Annotated in this window: 16 protein-coding genes and 1 riboswitch; of the genes, 8 read left to right on the top strand and 8 right to left on the bottom strand. The window is 61.1% G+C overall.

Features of this window, described 5'->3' with window-relative positions; translation table 11 throughout:
• The first annotated feature begins 351 nt into the window (after nt 1–351).
• Nucleotides 352–1,320: an RsiV family protein gene (locus ACW5XD_RS07715; protein WP_456494379.1), complete on the top strand. Its 969-nt coding sequence runs from the start codon at nt 352–354 to the stop codon at nt 1,318–1,320.
• A gap of 139 nt (nt 1,321–1,459) precedes the next feature.
• Here the strand turns inward: ACW5XD_RS07715 and ACW5XD_RS07710 are convergent, their stop codons facing one another.
• From ACW5XD_RS07710 to ACW5XD_RS07690, 5 genes are read right to left on the bottom strand one after another with little or no spacing between them, the layout of a single operon-like run.
• The gene (locus tag ACW5XD_RS07710) at nt 1,460–4,282 is read right to left on the bottom strand and encodes an FAD-binding and (Fe-S)-binding domain-containing protein (RefSeq protein ID WP_456494378.1); all 2,823 of its coding nucleotides are present in this window, start codon (nt 4,280–4,282) and stop codon (nt 1,460–1,462) included.
• Complete coding sequence (locus ACW5XD_RS07705) at nt 4,282–4,926, bottom strand: LutC/YkgG family protein (protein WP_456494377.1); 645 nt, start codon at nt 4,924–4,926, stop codon at nt 4,282–4,284. Before ACW5XD_RS07705 ends, ACW5XD_RS07710 begins: the two co-directional genes overlap by 1 nt.
• 1 nt (nt 4,927) lies before the next feature.
• The gene (locus ACW5XD_RS07700) at nt 4,928–6,364 is read right to left on the bottom strand and encodes a LutB/LldF family L-lactate oxidation iron-sulfur protein (protein ID WP_456494376.1); all 1,437 of its coding nucleotides are present in this window, start codon (nt 6,362–6,364) and stop codon (nt 4,928–4,930) included.
• Entirely contained in the window at nt 6,357–7,133 is a 777-nt protein-coding gene (locus tag ACW5XD_RS07695) for a (Fe-S)-binding protein (protein ID WP_456494375.1), read from the bottom strand. The genes ACW5XD_RS07700 and ACW5XD_RS07695 overlap by 8 nt, the downstream gene beginning before the upstream one ends.
• Nucleotides 7,134–7,147: 14 nt before the next feature.
• Nucleotides 7,148–8,845, bottom strand: a complete 1,698-nt coding sequence (locus ACW5XD_RS07690) for an L-lactate permease (protein ID WP_456494374.1) — start codon at nt 8,843–8,845, stop codon at nt 7,148–7,150.
• A gap of 60 nt (nt 8,846–8,905) precedes the next feature.
• Here ACW5XD_RS07690 and ACW5XD_RS07685 point away from each other — a divergent pair, with 60 nt between their 5' ends.
• Nucleotides 8,906–9,883 (top strand): LysR family transcriptional regulator, encoded by a 978-nt coding sequence (locus ACW5XD_RS07685; protein ID WP_456494373.1) that lies wholly within the window; start codon nt 8,906–8,908, stop codon nt 9,881–9,883.
• A gap of 30 nt (nt 9,884–9,913) precedes the next feature.
• On the opposite strand, the gene ACW5XD_RS07680 is transcribed toward ACW5XD_RS07685, so the two are convergent.
• Nucleotides 9,914–10,723, bottom strand: coding sequence for an alpha/beta fold hydrolase (locus ACW5XD_RS07680; RefSeq protein WP_456494372.1), 810 nt, complete (start codon nt 10,721–10,723; stop codon nt 9,914–9,916).
• A gap of 106 nt (nt 10,724–10,829) precedes the next feature.
• Here ACW5XD_RS07680 and ACW5XD_RS07675 point away from each other — a divergent pair, with 106 nt between their 5' ends.
• The 3 genes from ACW5XD_RS07675 to ACW5XD_RS07665 are packed head-to-tail and all read left to right on the top strand — an operon-like array spanning nt 10,830 to nt 12,062.
• Nucleotides 10,830–11,186, top strand: coding sequence for an MmcQ/YjbR family DNA-binding protein (locus ACW5XD_RS07675; RefSeq protein ID WP_456494371.1), 357 nt, complete (start codon nt 10,830–10,832; stop codon nt 11,184–11,186).
• An 8-nt stretch (nt 11,187–11,194) separates the two neighbouring features.
• Nucleotides 11,195–11,671: a GNAT family N-acetyltransferase gene (locus ACW5XD_RS07670; RefSeq protein WP_456494370.1), complete on the top strand. Its 477-nt coding sequence runs from the start codon at nt 11,195–11,197 to the stop codon at nt 11,669–11,671.
• Between the two features lie 55 nt (nt 11,672–11,726).
• On the top strand, nt 11,727–12,062 hold the full coding sequence (locus ACW5XD_RS07665; RefSeq protein WP_456494369.1) for a DUF3802 family protein: 336 nt from the start codon (nt 11,727–11,729) through the stop codon (nt 12,060–12,062).
• A 368-nt stretch (nt 12,063–12,430) separates the two neighbouring features.
• Here ACW5XD_RS07665 and msrA read toward each other — a convergent pair whose 3' ends face one another.
• Nucleotides 12,431–13,063, bottom strand: a complete 633-nt coding sequence (msrA, locus tag ACW5XD_RS07660) for a peptide-methionine (S)-S-oxide reductase MsrA (protein ID WP_456494368.1) — start codon at nt 13,061–13,063, stop codon at nt 12,431–12,433.
• Between the two features lie 271 nt (nt 13,064–13,334).
• Between msrA and argA the strand changes: the two genes are divergently transcribed.
• Both argA and lysC read left to right on the top strand, forming a co-directional pair.
• Nucleotides 13,335–14,663 carry an amino-acid N-acetyltransferase gene (gene argA, locus ACW5XD_RS07655; protein ID WP_456494367.1) on the top strand — a complete coding sequence of 443 codons (1,329 nt, stop codon included), beginning with the start codon at nt 13,335–13,337 and terminating at the stop codon, nt 14,661–14,663.
• A 108-nt stretch (nt 14,664–14,771) separates the two neighbouring features.
• Nucleotides 14,772–14,996: riboswitch (Lysine riboswitch) on the top strand.
• 89 nt (nt 14,997–15,085) lie between these two features.
• Complete coding sequence (gene lysC, locus ACW5XD_RS07650; RefSeq protein ID WP_456494366.1) at nt 15,086–16,438, top strand: lysine-sensitive aspartokinase 3; 1,353 nt, start codon at nt 15,086–15,088, stop codon at nt 16,436–16,438.
• A gap of 91 nt (nt 16,439–16,529) precedes the next feature.
• On the opposite strand, the gene ACW5XD_RS07645 is transcribed toward lysC, so the two are convergent.
• Nucleotides 16,530–17,618, bottom strand: a complete 1,089-nt coding sequence (locus ACW5XD_RS07645) for a hypothetical protein (RefSeq protein ID WP_456494365.1) — start codon at nt 17,616–17,618, stop codon at nt 16,530–16,532.
• 254 nt (nt 17,619–17,872) lie between these two features.
• Between ACW5XD_RS07645 and ACW5XD_RS07640 the strand changes: the two genes are divergently transcribed.
• The gene (locus ACW5XD_RS07640) at nt 17,873–20,134 is read left to right on the top strand and encodes an LTA synthase family protein (protein ID WP_456494364.1); all 2,262 of its coding nucleotides are present in this window, start codon (nt 17,873–17,875) and stop codon (nt 20,132–20,134) included.
• The last annotated feature ends 73 nt before the right edge of the window (nt 20,135–20,207 follow it).

Below are 20,207 nucleotides of genomic sequence, written 5' to 3'. Positions count from 1 at the left end.
AACAAGGTAGTGCAATGATGGCCACCAGTTATGTGTACTGCAATCAAATTATGGCTCTTATATATACAATGCAGATACTAGAAAGTCCCTTACATAATAATACTACAATATTCCATTATAGTTCCCAAGACTACTTTATACATATAACTCAATGCATTAAAAAACTATTTGCACCAAGGTGGTGTAACTCTTCTTAAGGACATGCCAGTTTAGTTCCCCACTATACAAAAACCTCTTGTTTAAGATGTTTTTAGAAAATCTTGAGTGTAATTAAAAGAATGTAAAATAAACACAACCCATATTATATTGTTATTTTTTGAAACTTTTCACACCTAAAAAAGAGGAGAATTTATGAAGATCATTCACTGCCTACCTTTTGTGCTTTTTTCATCTTCGTCATTGCAGTCCGCAACACTCGATGAAATTGCAGACTTCGCTTCACGGCAATGTGAAGAAATTCATGCTAGCGGTAAAGTTACACAATCACAAATAACAGCTCAACTTAAAGGACAAGGAGAAGCTCTTGTAAAATTAATTGGTGGTACTGTAACCGCTGATGGTAACTATAAGTCAAATATTAGTGAATTTGAAGGAGTCCCCTACGATGAATTAGCTGGGCAACTTACCGACGTGCGCAGTTGTAAGCAAAACCTCACTTCATTGATACTCCAAAAGTCAACCTTGGACAAAACTGGCAATAATGTTACGTTTCAGAAGAAAAAACTAGAGTATAAGCGGCCCAATCCAACCAATCCAACCAATCCAACCAATCCAACCAATCCAGAGTGGACTGCCGAAGTTAAAGCTGATTATATTCAGATATCAGGACTATCAGATCAGTTGATAGAAGATAGAGTTAATGCACATTTGAAACATGCTGCACGTGTAGATGTAGAATATGAACAAGAAAACTGGTTTGTGACAACTGAAAAATATGCATTGGAAGGTAATTTACTAAGTGTTCTATATAAGGGAACATATTATTCTCATGGCGCAGGCGGAGCTGGAAATACAATTGTAAGCTCGAACATAAACATAACTACTGGCGGCCAAATTTATTTTAAAGATCTTTTTGTCGCCGGTTACAAGGAAGGCGTAGATAAACTTGCAGACAAAGCCCTTAAAGCTAGAGGGTATGGGGAATATTTTGAAGGTTTAAAAGATGATCAATGTTACTATTTCGATGGCCATTATTTAACTCTATGCTTCGATGAGTATGAAGTAGCCCCAGGTGCAGAGGGCTCTATTGAAATAAATTTATCACTTCAAGAGCTTAGGCAGTTTATTAGCCTAAATGGCCCCTTGGCCTACGCACTATAATCTTACCAAACTGCGCAAGGTGAATTCACAGTATATCTTGGACACCCATCTTTCTGAGCCAGATGTGTCAGGATTGGATAGATATTATGAAACTCCTTGAGTCAAACGGCAGGATATTTATCCTGCCGTTGTTGTTTTCCTATCTCGCTGCCTGATCCACCAGATAAAGGATACTGTGATAGGGAATGCCGGCGTGCTGGCTGAGCCCCATTTCGCAGGTGCGGCTGTTGCTGAATCCCTGCCGACAATCGCTGGGTACCTGGGCGGGCAGGCTGGCGAGGGCGGCGGCGTTGAGCTCCGGGGTCATCAGCCCCTTGTCGCCAGCAAAGCCGCAGCACTGGATATGCTCAGGCACGATCACCTCGCGGGCGCAGGCGCGGGCCAGCGCCAGCATCTTCTCCCCCAGACCCATGCGCCGGCTGCTGCAGGTGATATGGAGCATCACTGTCTCATCAATGGGGGTCAGCTCAAGGTGGGGCAGCAGGTGTTCCAGCACAAAGGTAGCGGGCTCAAACACCCGAAGGCTCTTGCCGAGCGTCCCCGAGAGCAGCCGTTGCACGCAGGGGCTGGTGTCGAGCAGCCGTTGCACGCAGGGGCTGGTGTCGAGCAGCACGGGCCAGCGCCCCTGCTCGCTTGCCTGCCACAGCGCCGCCACCAGCTCAGTACGCTTGGCGGCAGCCACCTCGACCATCCCCTTGCTGTCATAGGGCATGCCGCAACAGAGCCCCTCGATGCCTTGCGGCACTATCACCCGGCAACCCGCTTTATTTAGCAGGGATAACACCACGTCCGGTAGTGACGGGGCATCCTCCTGCTGGCCGAATACCCGGCTGGCACAGGAAGGTAGATAAACCACAGCGCGCTCGATGGATCCATCACTGCTCCCCTCCCCTGACGGCCACCGATAGCGGCTCGGGCCCGGCAGGGTCGACAGCCAGGCGGGCGTGCGCTGACGGCTCAGATGGCGAACCCCGCTCACCAATCCGGCCAGCGCTTTCTCCCCCAGCAGCTTGCCGGCAATGGCTTTGAGGCCGAGGGCCCCACGGGCCGTGCGGGTAACGCCGGCGAAGTGATCGGCGCTCCAGCGGGCGATGGGCACGAAGCGCCGGTATTTGTCAGTGCGCAGCTTCTTGATGAGCGCACCGGTATTGATGCCGACCGGGCAGCGATCGGCGCAGAGCCCGGTCGCGGCGCAGGTGTCGATGCCCTGATAATCAAACAGCCGGGTCAGCTGGTTGGAGGGCTCATCGGCGCGGGCGCGGCGGGCCAGTTCGCGGTAGAGCACGATGCGCTGCCGCGGCGACAGTGACAAGGTGCGCGAGGGGCAGACCGCCTCGCAAAAGCCGCACTCGATACACGGATCGACGATGGCATCGCTCGCCGGCATGGGCTTGAGGTGGGCCAGGTGGGCGTTGGGGTCGTCGTTGATGATGACGCCGGGATTGAGCAGGCCATCGGGGTCCAGCAGCACCTTGATGCGCCGCATCAGCGCCATCCCCTCCGGCCCCCATTCGAGCTCCACATAGGGGGCCATGTTGCGGCCGGTGCCGTGTTCGGCCTTGAGCGAGCCGCCAAAGCGCACCGCGACCAGCTCTGCCACCGCATCCATAAAGGCGCCGTAACGGGCCACCTGCGCCGGATCATCAAACCCCTGGGTAAAGACGAAGTGCAGGTTCCCCTCAAGCGCGTGGCCGAAGATGATGGCTTCACCGTACTCGAAGCGATCGAACAGTTGCTGCAGCCCTGCCACCCCTTCGGCCAGACGCTCGATGGGAAAGGCGACATCCTCGATGATGACGGTGGTGCCGGTGGTACGCACCGCCCCCACCGCCGGGAAGAGCCCCTTGCGAATGGCCCAGAGGCCGGCGCTGCCGCCAGTAAAGGGCACAGAGGCGACCTGAACGAACTCGGCGGCCATGCCCATCACCTGCTCGCAGCGATCGACCAGCTCCTCTTTCGATTCCCCATGCACCTCGATCAGCAAGGCGCAGGCAGCCAGATCCAGCGTCTTGATAAAGTCCGGCAGGCCGGGCTTGCCCGCCACTGAGCGAAGGGAGCGCCCATCCATCAGCTCCACCGCCGCCACCGGGGCGCTTTTCAGGCGCGAGGTGGCCAGACACGCCTGCTCGGCGTCCCGAAACACCAGCAGGGCCGAGGCCTTGTGGGGGTATTCCGGCACGGTATCGAGCACCACCTCGGCGATAAAGCCGAGGGTCCCCTCCGAGCCGATCATCAGGTGGGTGAGGATATCGATGGGGTCCTCATGGTCGAGCAGGGCATTGATGGCGTAGCCGGTAGTGTTCTTGAGCCGGTACTTGTGGCGAATGTTGGCGGCAAGCGCCTCATTCGCCAGCACCTCGGCGCGCAGGGCGGTGAGCCCCGTGAGCAGCTCAGGGCGCTTGGCCGCAAAGGCGGCGCGGCTTTGCGGATCGCCACTGTCCAGCACGGAGCCATCGGCAAGCAGCAGGGTCATGGCGTGCAATGTGTGATAGCTGTTGTGGGCGGTGCCACAGCACATGCCGCTCGCGTTGTTGGCGGCGATGCCGCCAAGCTTGCAGGCGTTGATGGAGGCGGGATCCGGCCCAATCTTGCGGCCCAGAGGCGCCAGATAGCGGTTGGCATCGGCGCCGATCACCCCGGGTTGCAGGGCAATGCGCGCCCCCTTGTCCAGAATGCGGTGGCCGCGCCAGCTGTCGGTCAGGGTGATGAGTACCGAATCGCTCAGGGCTTGGCCCGAGAGGCTGGTGCCGGCGGCGCGAAAGGTGCACGGCAGGCCCAATTCGCGGCACACCCCGAGCACGAAGCGCACCTCATCGAGGGAGTCGAGGCGCATGATGCGCTCGGGCACCAGCCGGTAGAAGCTGGCGTCCGTGCCGTGGGCGAGGCGCAAGTCAGGATCGCTCACCAGGCGCTCCGGCGGGATGCGCGAGAGCACGGCGGCGTCAAATTGGTTCCAGGGCATCAGCAATCCTCCACCAGCACTACCAAGAGGCGGCTCGGGCCGTGGGCGCCGTAGGCCAGGGTCTGCTGGATGTCGGCGGTCTTGGAGGGGCCGGAGACCAGCAGCAGATTGGTGGGCATGGCCTGCTGCCAGCGCCCGGCGTCCACCAGCCCCGCCAGGTTGTCGGCGATGGTGGACGCCGCCAGCAGCGCGATATGACAGGGGGGCACAAGCGAAATAGTGCGCGGCTCGCCGCCATCCGGTAGCAACACCAAGCTGCCGGTATCGGCGATGGCGCCCGCGCAGTGGGTGATGCCCGCCTGACAGACGTCAAACAGGTCGTCTTTCCAGCCGGCAAACTCCCCCGTCGGGGTCAATACAGATCGCCCGGCGCAGGCGGTCACAACCGACTCCTGCCAGCGGCCCCCCTGGCCACAGGCCAGGTTTTTGATCTGTTCGCCATCCAGCCAGGCACTCAGATCCCGGGCAAGGTTTGCCTCCTTGACGGTGAGGATCTCGGCGTGGCTGGCGGTGATCCCAGAAAGGAAGCGTTCGCGCCGTGCGCCGTCATCTGCCCCGCGCCAGGGCTGCCAGCCATGGGGGGCGTGGGCAATGGGGGTGGCAGCGCCGCGCAGGCGGCTTAATATGGCCTCTTTGCTCGACATCTCAGGACTCCTTTTTCTTCTGGCGCAGCAGGGCATGCAGGCTCTGGGGGGCGGGTTTGGGGGCCTCGCGGCACTGGGTCCAGGGGCCCAAGTGTTTGGGGATCAAGCCCCGCAGGCGACCGGCCACACCGGTCGCGGCATGATAGAGGCGCGGGTGGGTGGCGGCAAAGGCAAAGCCCTGCATGGCAAGAGTCTCGAGCCGGCTCTTGGCCGCCCCCTGCCCCGCCAGCGGTTCGTGGTCAGGCATAGCGTCGTGTTTGGCCTCTCGGCGCAGGCGCTGCAAAATGTCGGGAATGGGGATGCGCACCGGGCACACCTCGCCGCAGGCACCGCACAGGCTCGATGCGGTCACCAGATCCTGGGTGCTTTCCAGCCCCAGCAGATGGGGGGAGATGATCTTGCCGATGGGACCCGGGTAGATGGTGCCGTAGGCGTGGCCGCCGATGCGGGTGTAGACCGGGCAGTGGTTCATGCAGGCGCCGCAGCGGATGCACTGCAATGTCTTGCGCAGCTCCTCGTCGAGGTAAGCCTGGCTGCGGCCGTTGTCGAGCAGCACCAGGTGCACCTCGTCCGGGCCGTCCTGCTCCCCTGCCCGGCGCGGGCCGCTGATGACGTTGAAATAAGTCGTGATGGCCTGGCCGGTGGCCGAGCGGGTCAGGGCGCTGTAAAGGGGCGGCACGTCGCTAAAAAATTCCACCACCTTCTCGATGCCGGTGATGGCCACGTGGACTTTCGGCACTGTCGTGCACATGCGTCCGTTGCCCTCGTTCTCGACAAGACACAAGCTGCCGGTTTCGGCCACGGCGAAGTTGACGCCAGAGAGCCCCATGCCGGCGCGGCGAAACTCTTCACGCAGGGCCCGCCGTCCGGTCTGGATCAGCGCATCCACGTCCGTGGTAGGGGTGAAGCCTTCTAGGTTATGAGCGAAGGTGTCGCTCACCTCCTGCTTGTTCTTGTGGATGGCGGGCATGATGATGTGGGACGGGGTATCGCCGTCGAGCTGGACGATGAACTCCCCCATGTCACTTTCAAGGCAGCGGATGCCGTGACGCGCCATCTCGTGGTTGAAGCCCACCTCCTCGCTCACCATGGACTTGCCCTTGACGATGGAACTTACCCCGTGCCTTTGGGCAATGCCGAGGATGATGGCGTTGGCCTCATCCGGCGTCTGGGCCCAGTGCACCCTGATGCCGTTGCGCTCGCAGTTGGCTTCGAGTTGCTCCAAAAGCTCGGGCAGGCGCGACAGGCAACGCTGACGGATCTGCTCGGCGGCATCGCGCACCGCTTCCTCCTCGACCGGATCGGCGAAAGCATCGCGGCGCTTGTCGCGCAGGTAATCCATGGCGCCGCGAAAGTTCTGGCGCAACACAGGGTCGGCCAGGGCGGCTTCGGCCTGAGGATGGAAGCGGCGCGGCGAATACTTGGCGTGCTCACTCATGATGTGCCCCCTCTTTTTCTGACACCGGCTCGCTGTGGGCGAGCAGGAAACTGGCCAGATGCATGGCGGGCAGCATCTTGCCCTGATAGGCCAGGGAGCCCTTGATGTTCAGCAGACACCCCCAGTCGGCGCTCACCAGGATGTCGGCACCGGTGGCCAGCAGGTGGCGGGTTTTGTCCTCCACCATGGCCTGGCTGATGTGGGGGTGGCGCACCGAGAAGGCGCCGCCAAAACCGCAGCACTCGCTCTCGTAGGCCTGCTCGTGCAGAGTGACGCCCTCAAGCTGACCCAGCAGGGCGCGGGCCCGGCTGTGCACCTGCATCTCGCGTCTGGCCGAGCAGGAGGTGTGCATCACGATGCTCGCCGCCCTTACCCCGCGCCAGCGCACCCGGCAAATCTGGGCCAGAAACTCGGTCAGCTCGAACACTCGCTCGCAGAAATCGGCCACTTGGCGGCTCTCTGGAAAGAGCCGGCGATAGTGATGGTGCATCATGCCGCCGCAGGAGCCCGACAGCACCACCAGCGGCCATGGCTCGGGGAAGAGCGCCATCTGGCTTTGCGCCACCTGGCGCGCCTCCTCTTCATGGCCCGAGGTGTAGGCCGGCTGCCCGCAGCAGGTCTGTTTCTCGACAAAGTGCACCCTTACCCCTTCCCGCTCGAGCAGAGCGATGGCATCGAGCCCCGCCACCGGGTCGAACAGGTCCACCAGACAGGTGGCGTAGAGATAGACATCGGCCGGCTTGGCCGGATAGACCCGCATTACCTTCATTGCTTGCTCTCCTTTTACTTCAACTGCAGCAGGGCATCAGAGATATGGAAGCTGTACATGAGCGCCAACCCGATAAGGCCGGTGGCCAGCAGATAGTAGAGGGTGGGCAGCGCGGTCTTGCGCAGCGTCTCCCCCTCGCGACCCAGCAGGCCCACGGTGGCCGACGCCGCCACCACGTTGTGAATGGCGATCATGTTGCCGGCCGCCGCCCCCACCGCCTGCAGCGCCAGCATGGCCGCGGTCGACACGCCGAGCGTCTGCGCCACCTCAAACTGGAACTGGCTGAACATCATGTTCGAGACGGTGTTGGAGCCGGCGATAAAGGCCCCCAGCGCCCCTATGGTGGCGCTCAATGCCGGGAAGAACTCCCCCACCAGCCCGGCGGCAAAATTGGCGGTGGTCACCGGCATGCTGGCGAGTTCCGCCCCGTTGACGCCTGAGTTGATGAAGATGCGCACCATGGGCACGGTGAAAATGAGCACGAAGCCGGCGCCAATCAGGGTGCGGCTGGACTCCCCCAGCGCCCGCCCGAAGGGGGCGAAGGAGCGCGATTGCAGCAGGGTGGTCAGCAGGGCGCAGAGCACCAGCAGGCCCCCCGGCAGGTATAGCGGCTCAATCGACGCGCTTATTCCCTTCTCCCCCAGCAGATCGCTGAAAGCGAGGCTCACCGACAACAGGCTCGCCTTGAACTCCGGGCTCACCCGGCTCGCCACCAGCAACAGCGCCAGCGCCACATAGGGCAGCCAGGCCAGCAGCAGCGACATGGGGCGGGCTGCGGCTTCTTTGAGATCGAGCTTGAGGGAGCCCAGCCACTCAATCGGCCACTCTGTTTCAGGGGCAAAATCCCACCCGGTTTTGGGCACAAGAAAGCCGGCTCGCGCCGCCGTTATCACCAGAGCCAGCCCTACCAGACCACCGATGAGGGACGGGAACTCGGGGCCGAGCAGCATGCCGGTCAGGGCGTAGGGGACGGTGAAGGCGAGTCCGGCGAAGAGGGCGAACGGCAGGATGGAGAGCCCTTCGGTCCAGCTACGATGGCGACCGAAGAAGCGGGTCAGCATCATCACCATCAGTACCGGCATCAGGGTGCCGACGGTGGCGTGGATCAGGGCCACGTTGGTGGTCACCTGCTGCAGGTAGACATCCCAGCTGCTGCCACCGGCACTCAGGGTTTGGCCGATGGCCTGGCTGTCGAGCCCCTTGTTGATCCCCACCAGGATGGGAGTGCCCACTGCGCCGAATGATACCGGGGTGGACTGGATCATCATGCCGAGCAGCACGGCGGCCAGCGCCGGAAAGCCGATGGCTACCAGCAGGGGGGCGGCGATGGCGGCCGGGGTGCCAAAGCCCGAGGCCCCTTCGATAAAGGCGCCAAAACACCAGGCGATGATGATGGCCTGGATGCGCCGGTCCGGCGAGATATTGGTAAAGCCACCGCGAATGGCGGTGATGGCGCCTGTGTGTTTGAGAGTGTTGAGCATCAGGATGGCGCCAAACACGATCCAGAGCACGGTCACCGTGATCACCAACCCCTGCAAAGTGGAGGCGAGCACCCGGGTCGGGCTCATCTGCCAGCCCCACAGGGCGATCAAGACGGTCAATAGAAAGGCGATGGGCATGGCGCGCTTGGCGGGCCAGTTGAGACCGACCAGCAGCACGGCGGCCACCAGGATCGGCGAGAAGGCCACCAGGGCCAGCAGTGTGTCTGTCATCATTGCATCCTTGTCCGAGCGGTGCAGAGGCGCACCTTGTTGTTGTTTTGTTAATCGGACGTGACCTTACTCTGTTCCTTTTTCGCGATATATGGAAATAATGAACAACATTCATTCCAAAAGTTGATCAATATGGCTCGTACAGACGACCTCATTCTCTTCGCCCAAGTGGTGGAAGCTGGCTCATTCAGCAAGGTAGCTGAACAAAATTCCATTACAAATTCGGTAGTTAGTAAACGGATTGGCCGCCTGGAGGAAGAACTCGGGGTGCAGTTGCTCTATCGCACCACCCGCCGCCTCACCCTGAGCGAGGCGGGCAAGGAGCTCTATCAGGGTGCCAAAAATGTGAAGGCCGCCGCACTGGACGCCTTCGACGCGGTGGCGGGATTTGGTGAAAAGGTGAGCGGCCATGTGCGCATGTCGGTGCCCACCATCTCCGGCGAGCTGCTGCTGGCCGATGCGGTGGCCGATTTTTGCCAGCAGCACCCGGGGCTGACGGTGGAGATGTCGCTGGACAACCGCTTCGTCAATCTGGTGGAAGAGGGGTTCGATCTGGTGATCCGCACCGGCTATCTGGATGACTCGAGCCTGATTGCCCGCCACATCCTCGACTCCCAGTGGGTGATCTGCGCCGCCCCCGCCTACGTGCGCCGCTTTGGGGCGCCGCGCGAACCGGGCGATCTGCTGGCACACAACTGTCTGCGCTACGCCTACCAGAGCACGGGGGCATCGGAGTGGGCCTTCAAGGGGGAGGACGGCAACTATCTGCTGTCGGTCTCCGGCAGCTTTTGCACCGACAACGCCGGCGCCCTGCGCAAGGCGGCGCTGGGGGGACGCGGCATCGTCTATGTGCCGCGCTGCCTGGTCTATCACGATCTGATGAACGGCGAACTGGTGGATCTCTTCCCCGATCAGGTGGGCAAGAAACTCGGCGTCTATGCCGTCTATCCCTTCACCCGCCAGCCGCCGCGCAAGATCCGGCTGCTGATCGAGCATATCCGCCAGCGCTATCTGGATATCGCCCACTACTTCGTCTGAGGGGACTGCACTAACCCGGGATGGGTGGGATCAGGCCTCTAGCGGCGCGACGGGCAATACGCTCGCCTGGGTAGAGAGAAACGCCAGGGATTGACGATTGAAGTGATCGGGCTGCTCCACGTTGCAGACGTGGCCGCAGTTTTCGATGATTTCGAGCTGACTGTAGGGATCGCGGGCCACCTGCTCGCGCACCGGCGCCAGGAACATGTGATCCTCTTCCCCCATCACATAGAGGGTCGGGATCGGCAGGGCGCGCTCCTTGAAGTAGCGCATCAGCGGGTTGACCTCGGTGGCGAGGCGGAACCAGCGTTTGAACTCCTTCTGGCACAATTTGCGGGCCTCGCGCACGAACAGGTTGCGCGACTCCTGATGGTGCTGGCGCGGCATGATGATGAAGGCGAACAACCGGTAGAGCCACATGTAGGGCAGAATGTGCTGGCCGAGGCGCCCCAGCTGCACCAGTACCCGGGAGCGAATGTCGAGCCGCAGTATGGCGCCGCCCAATACCATGCTCTTGACCCGCTCCGGGCAGAGCTCCGCCAGATGGCGAATGAGGATGGTGCCGAGGGAGATGCCGACGAAATGGGCGCGGCGGATATTGAGATGATCGAGCAGACGAACGATGTCTTCGGTCACTTCCCGAAAGCTGTAATGGCCTTTGACCACCTGTTGCAGCTGATGGGACTGACCGTGGCCACGCAGGTCCAGCAGCAGCACGTTGAAGTGCTCGCGATAGGCGCGCAGCTGCTTGAACCAGATGGAGGAACTGCCACCCGCGCCGTGCACGAATACCACCCAATCCCTGTCGGGGCCAAGCTCGAAGGTCTTGTGATACAGCATCTTGCGACTCCCTCATCGACGGCATTGGGGTATAGTAGGCGCGCATCTTAGCAGATATTTTCATCTAAAAAATACGTTTGCATGGCAACTGGCGAGGAGCGTGACCATGGAGTTGACGAGTTTGAGAGCCTTTCTGCTGACCCTGCCGGGCACTCAGGAGGACACCCCCTTCGGCCCGGAGATCCTGGTCTATCGCATCGCCGGCAAGATGTTTGCGCTGGTGGATTGGCAGGCAGAGCCGCTCACCATCAACCTCAAATGCGAGCCCGACCTCGCCCTGCTGCTGCGGGAGATCCACCCCGAGGTCAAGCCCGGCTGGCACATGAACAAGCAGCACTGGAATACGGTAACCCTGAGCGATACCCTGGCCGACGATCTCTGGCAAGGCTGGGTGCACCACTCCTACGAGCGGGTCATCGCCGGCCTGCCCAAGGCCAAACGACCACAAGCACCAACACTGTGAGCCACATCATGCCAGAGCAGCCCAAGATAGGCCCGCTGACCGAACAGCATATCCCCGCTCTGCTCACCCTGTTCGAGCAGTCGGTGCGCCAACGCGGCCCCGAGCACTACAGCGAGGCGCAGGTGGAGCAGTGGGCCCTTGGTGCCCATCATCCGGGCTTTGTCAGCCAGTTGCGTGACCACCACGGCTGGGTGCTGGAGCAAGAGGGTGCCGTGCTCGGCTTCGTCACCCTCAGCGACGATGGTCACCTGAGCCTGCTCTATGTGAGCGCCGACCATCAACGGCGGGGGGTTGGTGGCCTCTTGCTCGCCACCGCCCTCAGCCAGGCCGGTCGGCTCGGCATCAAGGCCCTGACGACGGAGGCCAGTGCCTTCAGCTATGGGCTATTTTTACGGTATGGCTTTGAGCTGACCGGATTGGAAAGCGTGGAGCGCGGCGGGGTCGGTTTTATCCGCTATCGTCTGCACTGGCGCTTGCCAAGCTAGGTCCAGCCACTAAAATACGCACAGTTTTTCCGTATTGTTGAGGATTGAGACCGCCATGGTTGTAGAAAGCGAAGGCTATATCGCCCTGATTGAGTATCTGGTGGAGAGTCTGGGACTGTTTGAAACCCAGCAGCAGAGCAGTGGTGAACAAACCATCGAAGATCTGGTGAGCGGCCGGGTGGCCGGCAACCTGATGTCCATCTGCGAGCAGAACCCGCAGCTCGATCCCAAGTTGCGCTTCATGATCATGCAGGAAGCCGATGCAGTGGTCGCCGATCTGGAAGAGGTGCTTTCCGCCGTCTGGTTGCGCGCTCCGACCCCGGCCCAGCAAGCCTTCCTCGAAGAGTTCATCGATCTCATCAAGAACCTGTTCGACGGCGCCATCAGCTAGCCCGTTTAGACAGAGTGTTGCCATGGCGCAGACCCGCGCGCCCATATATCCCCGCAAACAGCACAGATGAAAAGGGCCGCCTTCAACGGGCAGCCCTGCTTGCTATCATTTCAACTCATCAAGCTTTTCAATGACTTTTAATGAATATCGAGGCAAGAAATGTGTCTGGTCTTGGCTCCCATCCATGGAAGCTGTCATTTAGGCAACGGTCAATCCAGTTTAGTTCCCGACCATGACACATTTTTTACGATTTTTTTCATCGCGCCAACACTCAACTTGTTCAGCAGCATATTGACCGTAAAAAAGAGCCGCAACTGCGGCTCTTTTTTCATGTGCAAACCAGGGGTCGCCAAACGCAGCACTGCCTCTTAGCGATTGAGGCTCGGCGGCAGACAGACGCCGATGCCACCCAGTCCGCAATACCCTTCCGGGTTCTTCTCCAGATATTGCTGATGGTAATCTTCGGCGTAATAGAAGGGCGCCAGCGGCAGGATACGGGTGCTGATGGCACGGCTGTCGCCACTGGCCATCATGGCCTGCTGATAGGCCGCCATGCTCTGCTGGGCAACGACCTGCTGGCTCTCGTCAGCATAGAAGATCACCGATCGGTACTGGGTGCCGATATCACCGCCCTGACGCATGCCCTGGGCAGGATCATGCTGCTCCCAGAACAGCTTGAGCAGCTCGCCGTAGCTGATCACCTTGGGATCAAATACTACCTGCACCGTCTCGGCATGGCCGGTCAGTCCGCTGCACACCTCCTTGTAAGTCGGATTCTGGGTCACGCCGCCCTGATAGCCGGCGGCGGTGGAGTAAACCCCGGGCTGTTGCCAGAACAGACGCTCCACACCCCAGAAACAACCCATGCCAAACCAGGCTACCGCCATCTCTTCGGGCCAGGGACCCTGGGTCGGATGGCCATTGACCGCATGCTGCTGGCCAATCACCATAGTCTCGCGGCGGCCCGGCAGCGCGTCTGCCGGTGAAATAATCTGTTCCATGAACCCTGTCCTTGTATAAAAACCTGTGCGATCACACAGCTGACGAAAAGGAATCTCGAAGATAACAGTTTATGAGCCGGGATCAACCAAGGCCGCAGCCACGCTGGGGGAGCGGCCCTCCTTCAGGGCCCGGCAATCACCCGGCTAAGCCCCTTATTCCCTGTCAGCCCAAATGGTGGCATAAAACGGAAAAATCAATATTTAGTCTTGATTTGTGAATTTATTTTCATATATTGAGCCCATTGCTGTTTTTTTATGGAAGAAGCCTCAAGTGCGTGAACGCGAACCCAGCCTGGTCTATGCCTTTCGGCAGTCTACCCCCTATGTCAACGTGCACAGAGGCGCCACCTTCGTGCTGATGATGGGTGGGGAAGCCATCTGCCACCCCAACTTTGCCAATATCGTCAGCGATATCGCTCTGCTGCAGACACTGGGCATACGCTTGGTACTGGTGTTCGGCTCACGTCCGCAAAATGACGAGGCGCTGGACCGCGCCGGTATCGAGGCCCAGTACCACAGACGGATCCGGGTCACGGACGATGCAAGCTTCGCCCTCATCAAACAGGTGTGTGGCGGCCTGCAGTACGACATCACCGCCCAGCTCTCCATGGGGCTTGCCAACACCCCCATGCAGGGCGCCCGCATCAGCGTGGTGAGCGGCAACTTCGTCACCGCCCAGCCGCTCGGGGTGGATGACGGCATCGACTTTTGCCATAGCGGTCGGGTACGCCGCATCGATGTGGAGGGGATCACTCGCCAGCTGGATCAGAAGAGCCTGGTGCTCATCTCCCCCATCGGCTGCTCGGTCACCGGCGAGAGCTTCAACCTGAGCTCGGAAGAGGTGGCCCGCCGGGTGGCGGTGGATCTCAAGGCCGACAAGCTCATCTGCTTCAGCAGCACCCAGGGGGTGATGGACAGACATGGCGAGGCCATCTCCGAGCTCTTCCCCGAGCAGGCCGAGGAGCTGCTGGTAGAGCTGGAGCAGGCGGGGGAAGAGATGTCCGGCACCGCCCGCTACCTGCGGGCGGCCATTGCCTCCTGCCGCGGCGGCGTACCCCGCTCCCACCTGGTGAGCTATCAGGATGACGGCGCCATGCTGCAGGAGCTGTTCAGCCGCGATGGTCTCGGCACCCAGATAGTGCGGGAAAGCGCCGAGCAGGCCCGCGCCGCCACCATAGAAGATATCGGTGGCATTCTGGATCTCATCCGCCCGCTGGAGGAGGAAGGTATTCTGGTGCGCCGCTCCCGTGAGCAGCTGGAGATGGAAATAGACAAGTTCACCATCATAGAGCGCGACGGCCTCATCATCGGCTGCGCGGCGCTCTACTGCTTCATGGAAGAGGCGATGGCGGAGATGGCCTGTGTCGCCATTCACCCCGAGTATCGCAACTCCAACCGGGGGGATCAGCTGGTGGCCAAGGTGGCCGAGCGGGCCAAGCGGCTCGGCATTCGCCGCCTGTTCGTGCTCACCACCCGCTCCATTCACTGGTTCCGGGAGCGGGGCTTCGATCCGCTGGAGGTGGAAGACCTGCCGGTGGAGCGGCAGCGGTTCTACAACTGGCAGCGCCGCTCCAAGGTTTTGTCAAAGACCATTTCGTAAGTTATTGATCTTGTGTCTGGTTGTCGCCGATTGTTAAGTTTTTCACAATCTCGATTGACAGTGCAATCCAGCGCAGGGTATTTCTAATTGCACTCCACCGTCTGCGGTGGAGCCAGAAGAGGAGCGCTGCCCAGGCAGCCCGAGGGAGGACGCCAGAGTCCGATGAACTTGGGTCAGGGGGAGCAGCGCCGAGACGAGTGAGGCAACTGGATGCCTCAACGTCGGCTGCGGGGGCTGAATCCCCCGGGTTGTCATCGGTAGTGGTCATCCCCCACCAAGCTCCACAAAGGGCTGGTACGGGATGGGCTCTGCGGGTGGAGTGCTTCTGGCCGGGATAGCCTCTCTCATTCCTGCCATTTTCAGCCTCCTCCTCTCTTTTTGCCCGATGGATCCGGATTTTTAAATTAAGACAGGAGTAAGCAATGAGCCCGATCAATGTCGCCAAGTTTGGCGGAACCAGCGTCGCCAACGCGGCAGCCATGAACAATTGTGCCGACGTGGTGCTGGCCAACCCGGCGACCAAAGTTGTGGTGCTGAGCGCCAGCGCCGGCGTCACCAACCTGTTGGTGGCCCTGGCCCAGGGTGATCTGGACGAGACGGGCCAGGAGGCGCAGCTGGCCAGACTGACCGAGATCCAGCAGTCCATACTGACGGCGCTGGGCGACCCAAGTGATCTGAGCACCCAGATCCATGCCACCCTCGGCGAGATCCGTACCATGGCCCGCCAGGCCAGTCAGCATACGGATGCCGAGCTGGCGGATCGGCTCATCGCCTGCGGCGAGCTGATGTCCACCCGCCTCTTTACCGAACTGCTGCGCCAGCGCGGCATCAAGGCTCACTGGCAGGACGTGCGTCAGCTGATGCGTACCGACAGCCGCTTTGGCAAGGCGAGTGTGGATCTCGCTACCACTCGTATCCTCTGCCAGCAGGCATTGGGCCCATTGCTCGGCGACAGCCTCATCATTACTCAGGGCTTCATCGGCTCGGATAGCGATGGCCGCACCACCACGCTCGGTCGGGGCGGCTCCGATTACAGCGCCGCCCTGCTCGCCGAGGCGCTGGATGCGGGCAGCATAGAGATCTGGACCGACGTGCCCGGCATCTACACCACGGATCCGCGCCTCGTCACCCGCGCCCGCGCCATCCCCGAAATCAGCTTCGTCGAGGCGGCCGAGATGGCCACCTTCGGCGCCAAGGTGTTGCACCCGGCCACCCTGCAGCCCGCAGTACGCCAGGACATACCCGTGTTTGTCGGCTCCAGCAAGGATCCGGCCGCCGGCGGTACCTGGATCCGTGCCAGCACCCGCACCAGCCCGCTGTTTCGCGCCGTGGCCCTGCGCCGCCAGCAGGTGCTGGTCACCCTGCACAGCCTCAACATGTTCCACGCCTATGGCTTCTTGGCCGAGGTGTTCGGCATCCTGGCCCGTCACCGCATCTCGGTGGATCTCATCACCACCTCGGAAGTGAGCGTGTCGCTGACCCTGGATCACACCGGCAGCCAGAGCAATGGCGAACCCATCCTCAGCGACAAGGTACTGGCCGAGCTGGGTCAGCTGTGCAAGGTGAAGGTCGAGACCGGGCTGGCCCTGGTGGCGCTCATCGGCAACCACATGAGCGAGGCGGCAGGAGTGGGCAGTCAGGTCTTTGACGCCATCCGCGAGCACAACATTCGCATGATCTGCTACGGCGCCAGCGCCCACAACCTCTGCTTCCTGGTCAAGGAAGACGAGGCGGGCCACATCGTCAACCGCCTCCATCAGGAGCTGCTCGACTGAGCAAACCAACACGTTGGACACCAGATAGAAGAGGGGCACACTGGGTGCCCCTCTTCTCATTGATGCGGATGTCATCGACACGGTTACCAGCCTACTCCGCCAGGGTCGGCACCGGCAGCAAACAGCCGCGGATCTCCTCGCGCAGACCTGCGAGTCGGGCTAGCAGCGCCACCTGGTCGAGCCCGGCGTCATCAGGCCCCAAATTGTCCACCAGCTCGGCGAAGTGCTCGGCCACCGCCAGCTCCAGCCAGTCGAGCCGGCGCAGGGTGAGCGGACCGCAGCTCTTGCCGCTGAGATCATCCGCAATGTCGAGCCTGTGGCTGCGATACATGTCGCGCCACCAGTTGGCAGCGAGCGCGGCGTCGCTCGCCAGCGCCGAGCGCCACTCCCCCTGCAAGCCCTGCAAGCGGGCCAGCACGGGAGCGCTCGCCCCCTCCCGTGTCAGGTATTGCAGCTCACGCTGCACCCAGTTCAAACAGAGGCCACGCCAGTAGCGAAACTGCGGCAGCGGATCCGGCTCATTGAGCCAGAGGCCAGAGAGGGTGCGGGTTTCCAGCCGTTCAGGCACATGAAACTGGGGATCGGAGAGGCCGTTGGAGTTGAATTCATGGCAGGGATCGAACGGCCACATATAACCAAAGTCGAACACGGCGATCTGCTGACCATCGTCGAGCAGATTGCCCGGGCTCGGATCCCAGTCAAACCAGCCCCAATGGGCAAGCTCGGCCTGCACCGCCAGCATCTGCGCCAGATTGCGCTCGTTGAGATCATGCACAGGCACACCCCGCAGCCAGGGGGAGATAAGCACCCCGGCCCGGGCCGAACCGAAGCAGGTACAGACCACATTGGAGAGAATGGTGGGGTGCAGCTCGCGCAGGGCTTCTATCTCGCGGCGCCGCTCCAGTTCGGTCAGGAAGGCGGTCTTGCCATCGACGTTGGCCACCAGGGAGTCGTGCCGGCGTCGTTTCAGGCACCAGTGATGTCCCTCCACCTTGAGATGAAAAACCTCGGCAGTGAGGCCGTGGCGATACACCTTGAGCACGGCAGGATGATCCTCCTTGAGCCTCACCAGCTGCGCCAGTGGCAAGGGACAATCCCGCTCGCGCCCGATCCGGATCTCCTCCTTGCTCTCCAGCATGCGGAGCAATCTTGCCTGACGTGCCGCTATTTTGGGATTCATACATGTACCTCCATCATTATCGAGAGACTAAGCAGCAAGGCAGGTACAGACCAGAGGCAAAGCGTCATGATGACGCTTTCATCACAGAATGAGTGTGGCCACCCGATCCGGATCACAGTTTGCATGGCTTCATGGTCATGGGATATTCATTGATTGGTCATTAAATTGACAACAATGAGCAAGCCCATCACCATCGGGTCAAATTAAATGCAGCAGCCATTTGCCGTCATCACTCGCTCAAAGGATGAGCTCATATGAAAGTCCCCTCTCCAGCACGTTTGTCAGCCAGGGTACCCAGCCTGCCCTCCCTGCTGCTTGGCTTGCTGGCCGCGCTGCTGCTGCTGACCCTGCTGCTGCCGCAGATCAATCCCGGCAGCTGGCTCGGCCGGGCCCAACCGCTGGTGCTGGGGCCTGCCGATCAGCCTATCGCTACCCTCACCCGTCACGCCCTGCTCTACAAGAGCGACAGCCGTGGCCTCTATCTGGTGGTACGCAGCCAGTGGCAGTTGCTGGCGCCCCTGCAGGAGGGTGACAAGGTCAGGGTGGAGCTGCTCAACGAACGGGGTGAGCGGATCGATCAACTGACTCAAGCGGTAGACAAGCAGCAGGTATGCCGTCAGAGCCGCTGTAATCTGGATCTCAACAGCACCCTGCGTGCCCCCGATGACGCCCTGGCCAGCCGCTATCAGCTGCGGATCGGCCTGCAGCTAAAAAACAGACCCGAAAGCGCCGAGTTCAGCCAGATCCTGCAGACTCTGCCGGAGCAGGGTTTCAACCTCAGCTACCTCTTCACCAGTCTGGTGCTGGTACTGGCCCTGAGCGCCGCCGTGCTGAAGGTGGTGCTGCCCAGACTCAGGCGCAATCTGCGCTGGCGCATCTTCGGCAGCCTGCTGCTCGGCAACCTCACCTTCGTGCTGCTGCACGGCTTCGTGGTGTTCAAACTGGGGGAGTTTCTGCTCTGGTCCGGCTTTCGACCCGAGCACTACTACCTCGCCTGGGGCAGCATGGTGCTGGGCTGGAGTCTCTGCGCACTGGCGGGCTTCAACCTCTACATGGGATTGGTGTTCACCGCGCTCTCCGGCATCGGGCTGCTAGCCAACTTCATGAAGATCGCCATCTACGGGGTGCCGCTCGGGGGGGACGATCTCGGCAACCTGGTGGCGCTGCTGCGCATCCTGCTGGAGCAGCATCCGGTGCTGCCGCTGCTGGCGGGTGCCGTCGCCCTCTTCTTGTGCTGGCGCTTCGCCCTGTCGCGCTGGATCCTGCGCACCCTGGCCGCCACCGCCGCTTTCTTTGCGTTATGCGTATTTGCTACCCAGACCGGCAACAAGCTGCTGGGGCCCAACATTCGCTACGTGGACCGTGCGGTCAACTACCACAGGGACATCATCCGCTCGGGGCCCGGCCTCTATCTGTTCAACCTGGTGGACGAGATGCTGCAAAGTGGCAGCGTGTTTCGCTACCCCTTGCAGATCAACGAGTTCACCCCTCAGCTCAGCCACGTCAGCCTGAGCCAGCCGCCCCGCTTCGATCTGGTGATCGTGCTGCAATACGAGTCGCTCTGGCTCGGCTGGCAAGGCAAGATCTGCGCACCGCCCCCCACCCTGAGCCTGCCGGCCAGCGTGCAGCAGTGGCACAAGACCATCCACTCCCCCACCACCGGCGGCATGACGGTACTGGCGGAGTTCGAGATGAACACCGGCCTGCCGGTGGGCCTGCTCAAGCAGGGGGTCGTGCCCTACTACTACCTATCCGATCAGGTGCCGGGCCTGGCGCAAAGTGCGAAGCAAAGTGGCTACCAGACCCTGTTTGCCCACCCCTATGTGGAGAAGTTCTGGGGCCGCGCCAAGGCGATCCCGGCCCTTGGCTACAAGGAACGCTGGTTCGATACCCAATTCACCACCCTCGAACATAAAGGGCTCTATATCTCGGATGATGCGCTGATCGATCACCTGCTCAAGCGCAGCGAGCAGGATGACCAGCCGCTGTTTGCCTACGCGGTCACCATGCAGGGGCACGGCCCCTTCGACGGGGATCGCTACCAGGCCCAGCAGCTCGACAAGGCCTGCCCGGATCAGAGCGATGCCGATCGCCAGCTGCTCAACACCTACTACACCGGCGTGGTGGATGCCATGGCCTCGCTGGAGCGTTTACTCAAGACTCTGGACCAGTCCGGCAAGCGCTACCTGGTGGTGGCCTTCGGCGATCACCAGCCGTTCCTGATGTCCGCCGGCAAGGGCATTCACGGCGCCAAGCCGCCCCGTGATGCCAGCTACCAGATCCCCATGATGGCCTTTTCCCGTGCCGATGATTCCCTCAATCTGGCGACCCAGTTCGCCCCGGTGCGCCAGCTCTATCAGATGGGCCAGGCCACTCGCCAGCTGCTGGCGGGCGACATGACCCCCATCCCGAATCTGGCCCTGCTCCACCCGGTGCTGGGAGAAGAGAAGGGATTTGATGTCGCGCCCCTGGTACCGCAGATCCGCGCCAGTTTCCGGCCCGACGCCCTGCCCTGAGCCCTGCTACCGCGGGACAGATGACAAAGAGGTCGCTCAGGCGACCTCTTTGTCTATGTGCCGATGCGGCTAT

It is taken from the genome of Aeromonas enterica, from assembly GCF_054052465.1.
This window is presented reverse-complemented; position numbering and strand designations above follow the sequence as displayed.

Bases quoted from the DNA above. Each gene is read 5' to 3' on its own strand.
- ACW5XD_RS07640 (WP_456494364.1), top strand. From the start codon at position 17,873: ATGAAAGTCCCCTCTCCAGCACGTTTGTCAGCCAGGGTACCCAGCCTG.
- ACW5XD_RS07645 (WP_456494365.1), bottom strand. From the start codon at position 17,618: ATGAATCCCAAAATAGCGGCACGTCAGGCAAGATTGCTCCGCATGCTG.
- ACW5XD_RS07710 (WP_456494378.1), bottom strand. From the start codon at position 4,282: ATGCCCTGGAACCAATTTGACGCCGCCGTGCTCTCGCGCATCCCGCCG.
- ACW5XD_RS07705 (WP_456494377.1), bottom strand. From the start codon at position 4,926: ATGTCGAGCAAAGAGGCCATATTAAGCCGCCTGCGCGGCGCTGCCACC.
- ACW5XD_RS07700 (WP_456494376.1), bottom strand. From the start codon at position 6,364: ATGAGTGAGCACGCCAAGTATTCGCCGCGCCGCTTCCATCCTCAGGCC.
- ACW5XD_RS07715 (WP_456494379.1), top strand. From the start codon at position 352: ATGAAGATCATTCACTGCCTACCTTTTGTGCTTTTTTCATCTTCGTCA.
- ACW5XD_RS07680 (WP_456494372.1), bottom strand. From the start codon at position 10,723: ATGCTGTATCACAAGACCTTCGAGCTTGGCCCCGACAGGGATTGGGTG.
- ACW5XD_RS07670 (WP_456494370.1), top strand. From the start codon at position 11,195: ATGCCAGAGCAGCCCAAGATAGGCCCGCTGACCGAACAGCATATCCCC.
- msrA (WP_456494368.1), bottom strand. From the start codon at position 13,063: ATGGAACAGATTATTTCACCGGCAGACGCGCTGCCGGGCCGCCGCGAG.
- ACW5XD_RS07695 (WP_456494375.1), bottom strand. From the start codon at position 7,133: ATGAAGGTAATGCGGGTCTATCCGGCCAAGCCGGCCGATGTCTATCTC.
- ACW5XD_RS07675 (WP_456494371.1), top strand. From the start codon at position 10,830: ATGGAGTTGACGAGTTTGAGAGCCTTTCTGCTGACCCTGCCGGGCACT.
- ACW5XD_RS07690 (WP_456494374.1), bottom strand. From the start codon at position 8,845: ATGACAGACACACTGCTGGCCCTGGTGGCCTTCTCGCCGATCCTGGTG.
- ACW5XD_RS07665 (WP_456494369.1), top strand. From the start codon at position 11,727: ATGGTTGTAGAAAGCGAAGGCTATATCGCCCTGATTGAGTATCTGGTG.
- lysC (WP_456494366.1), top strand. From the start codon at position 15,086: ATGAGCCCGATCAATGTCGCCAAGTTTGGCGGAACCAGCGTCGCCAAC.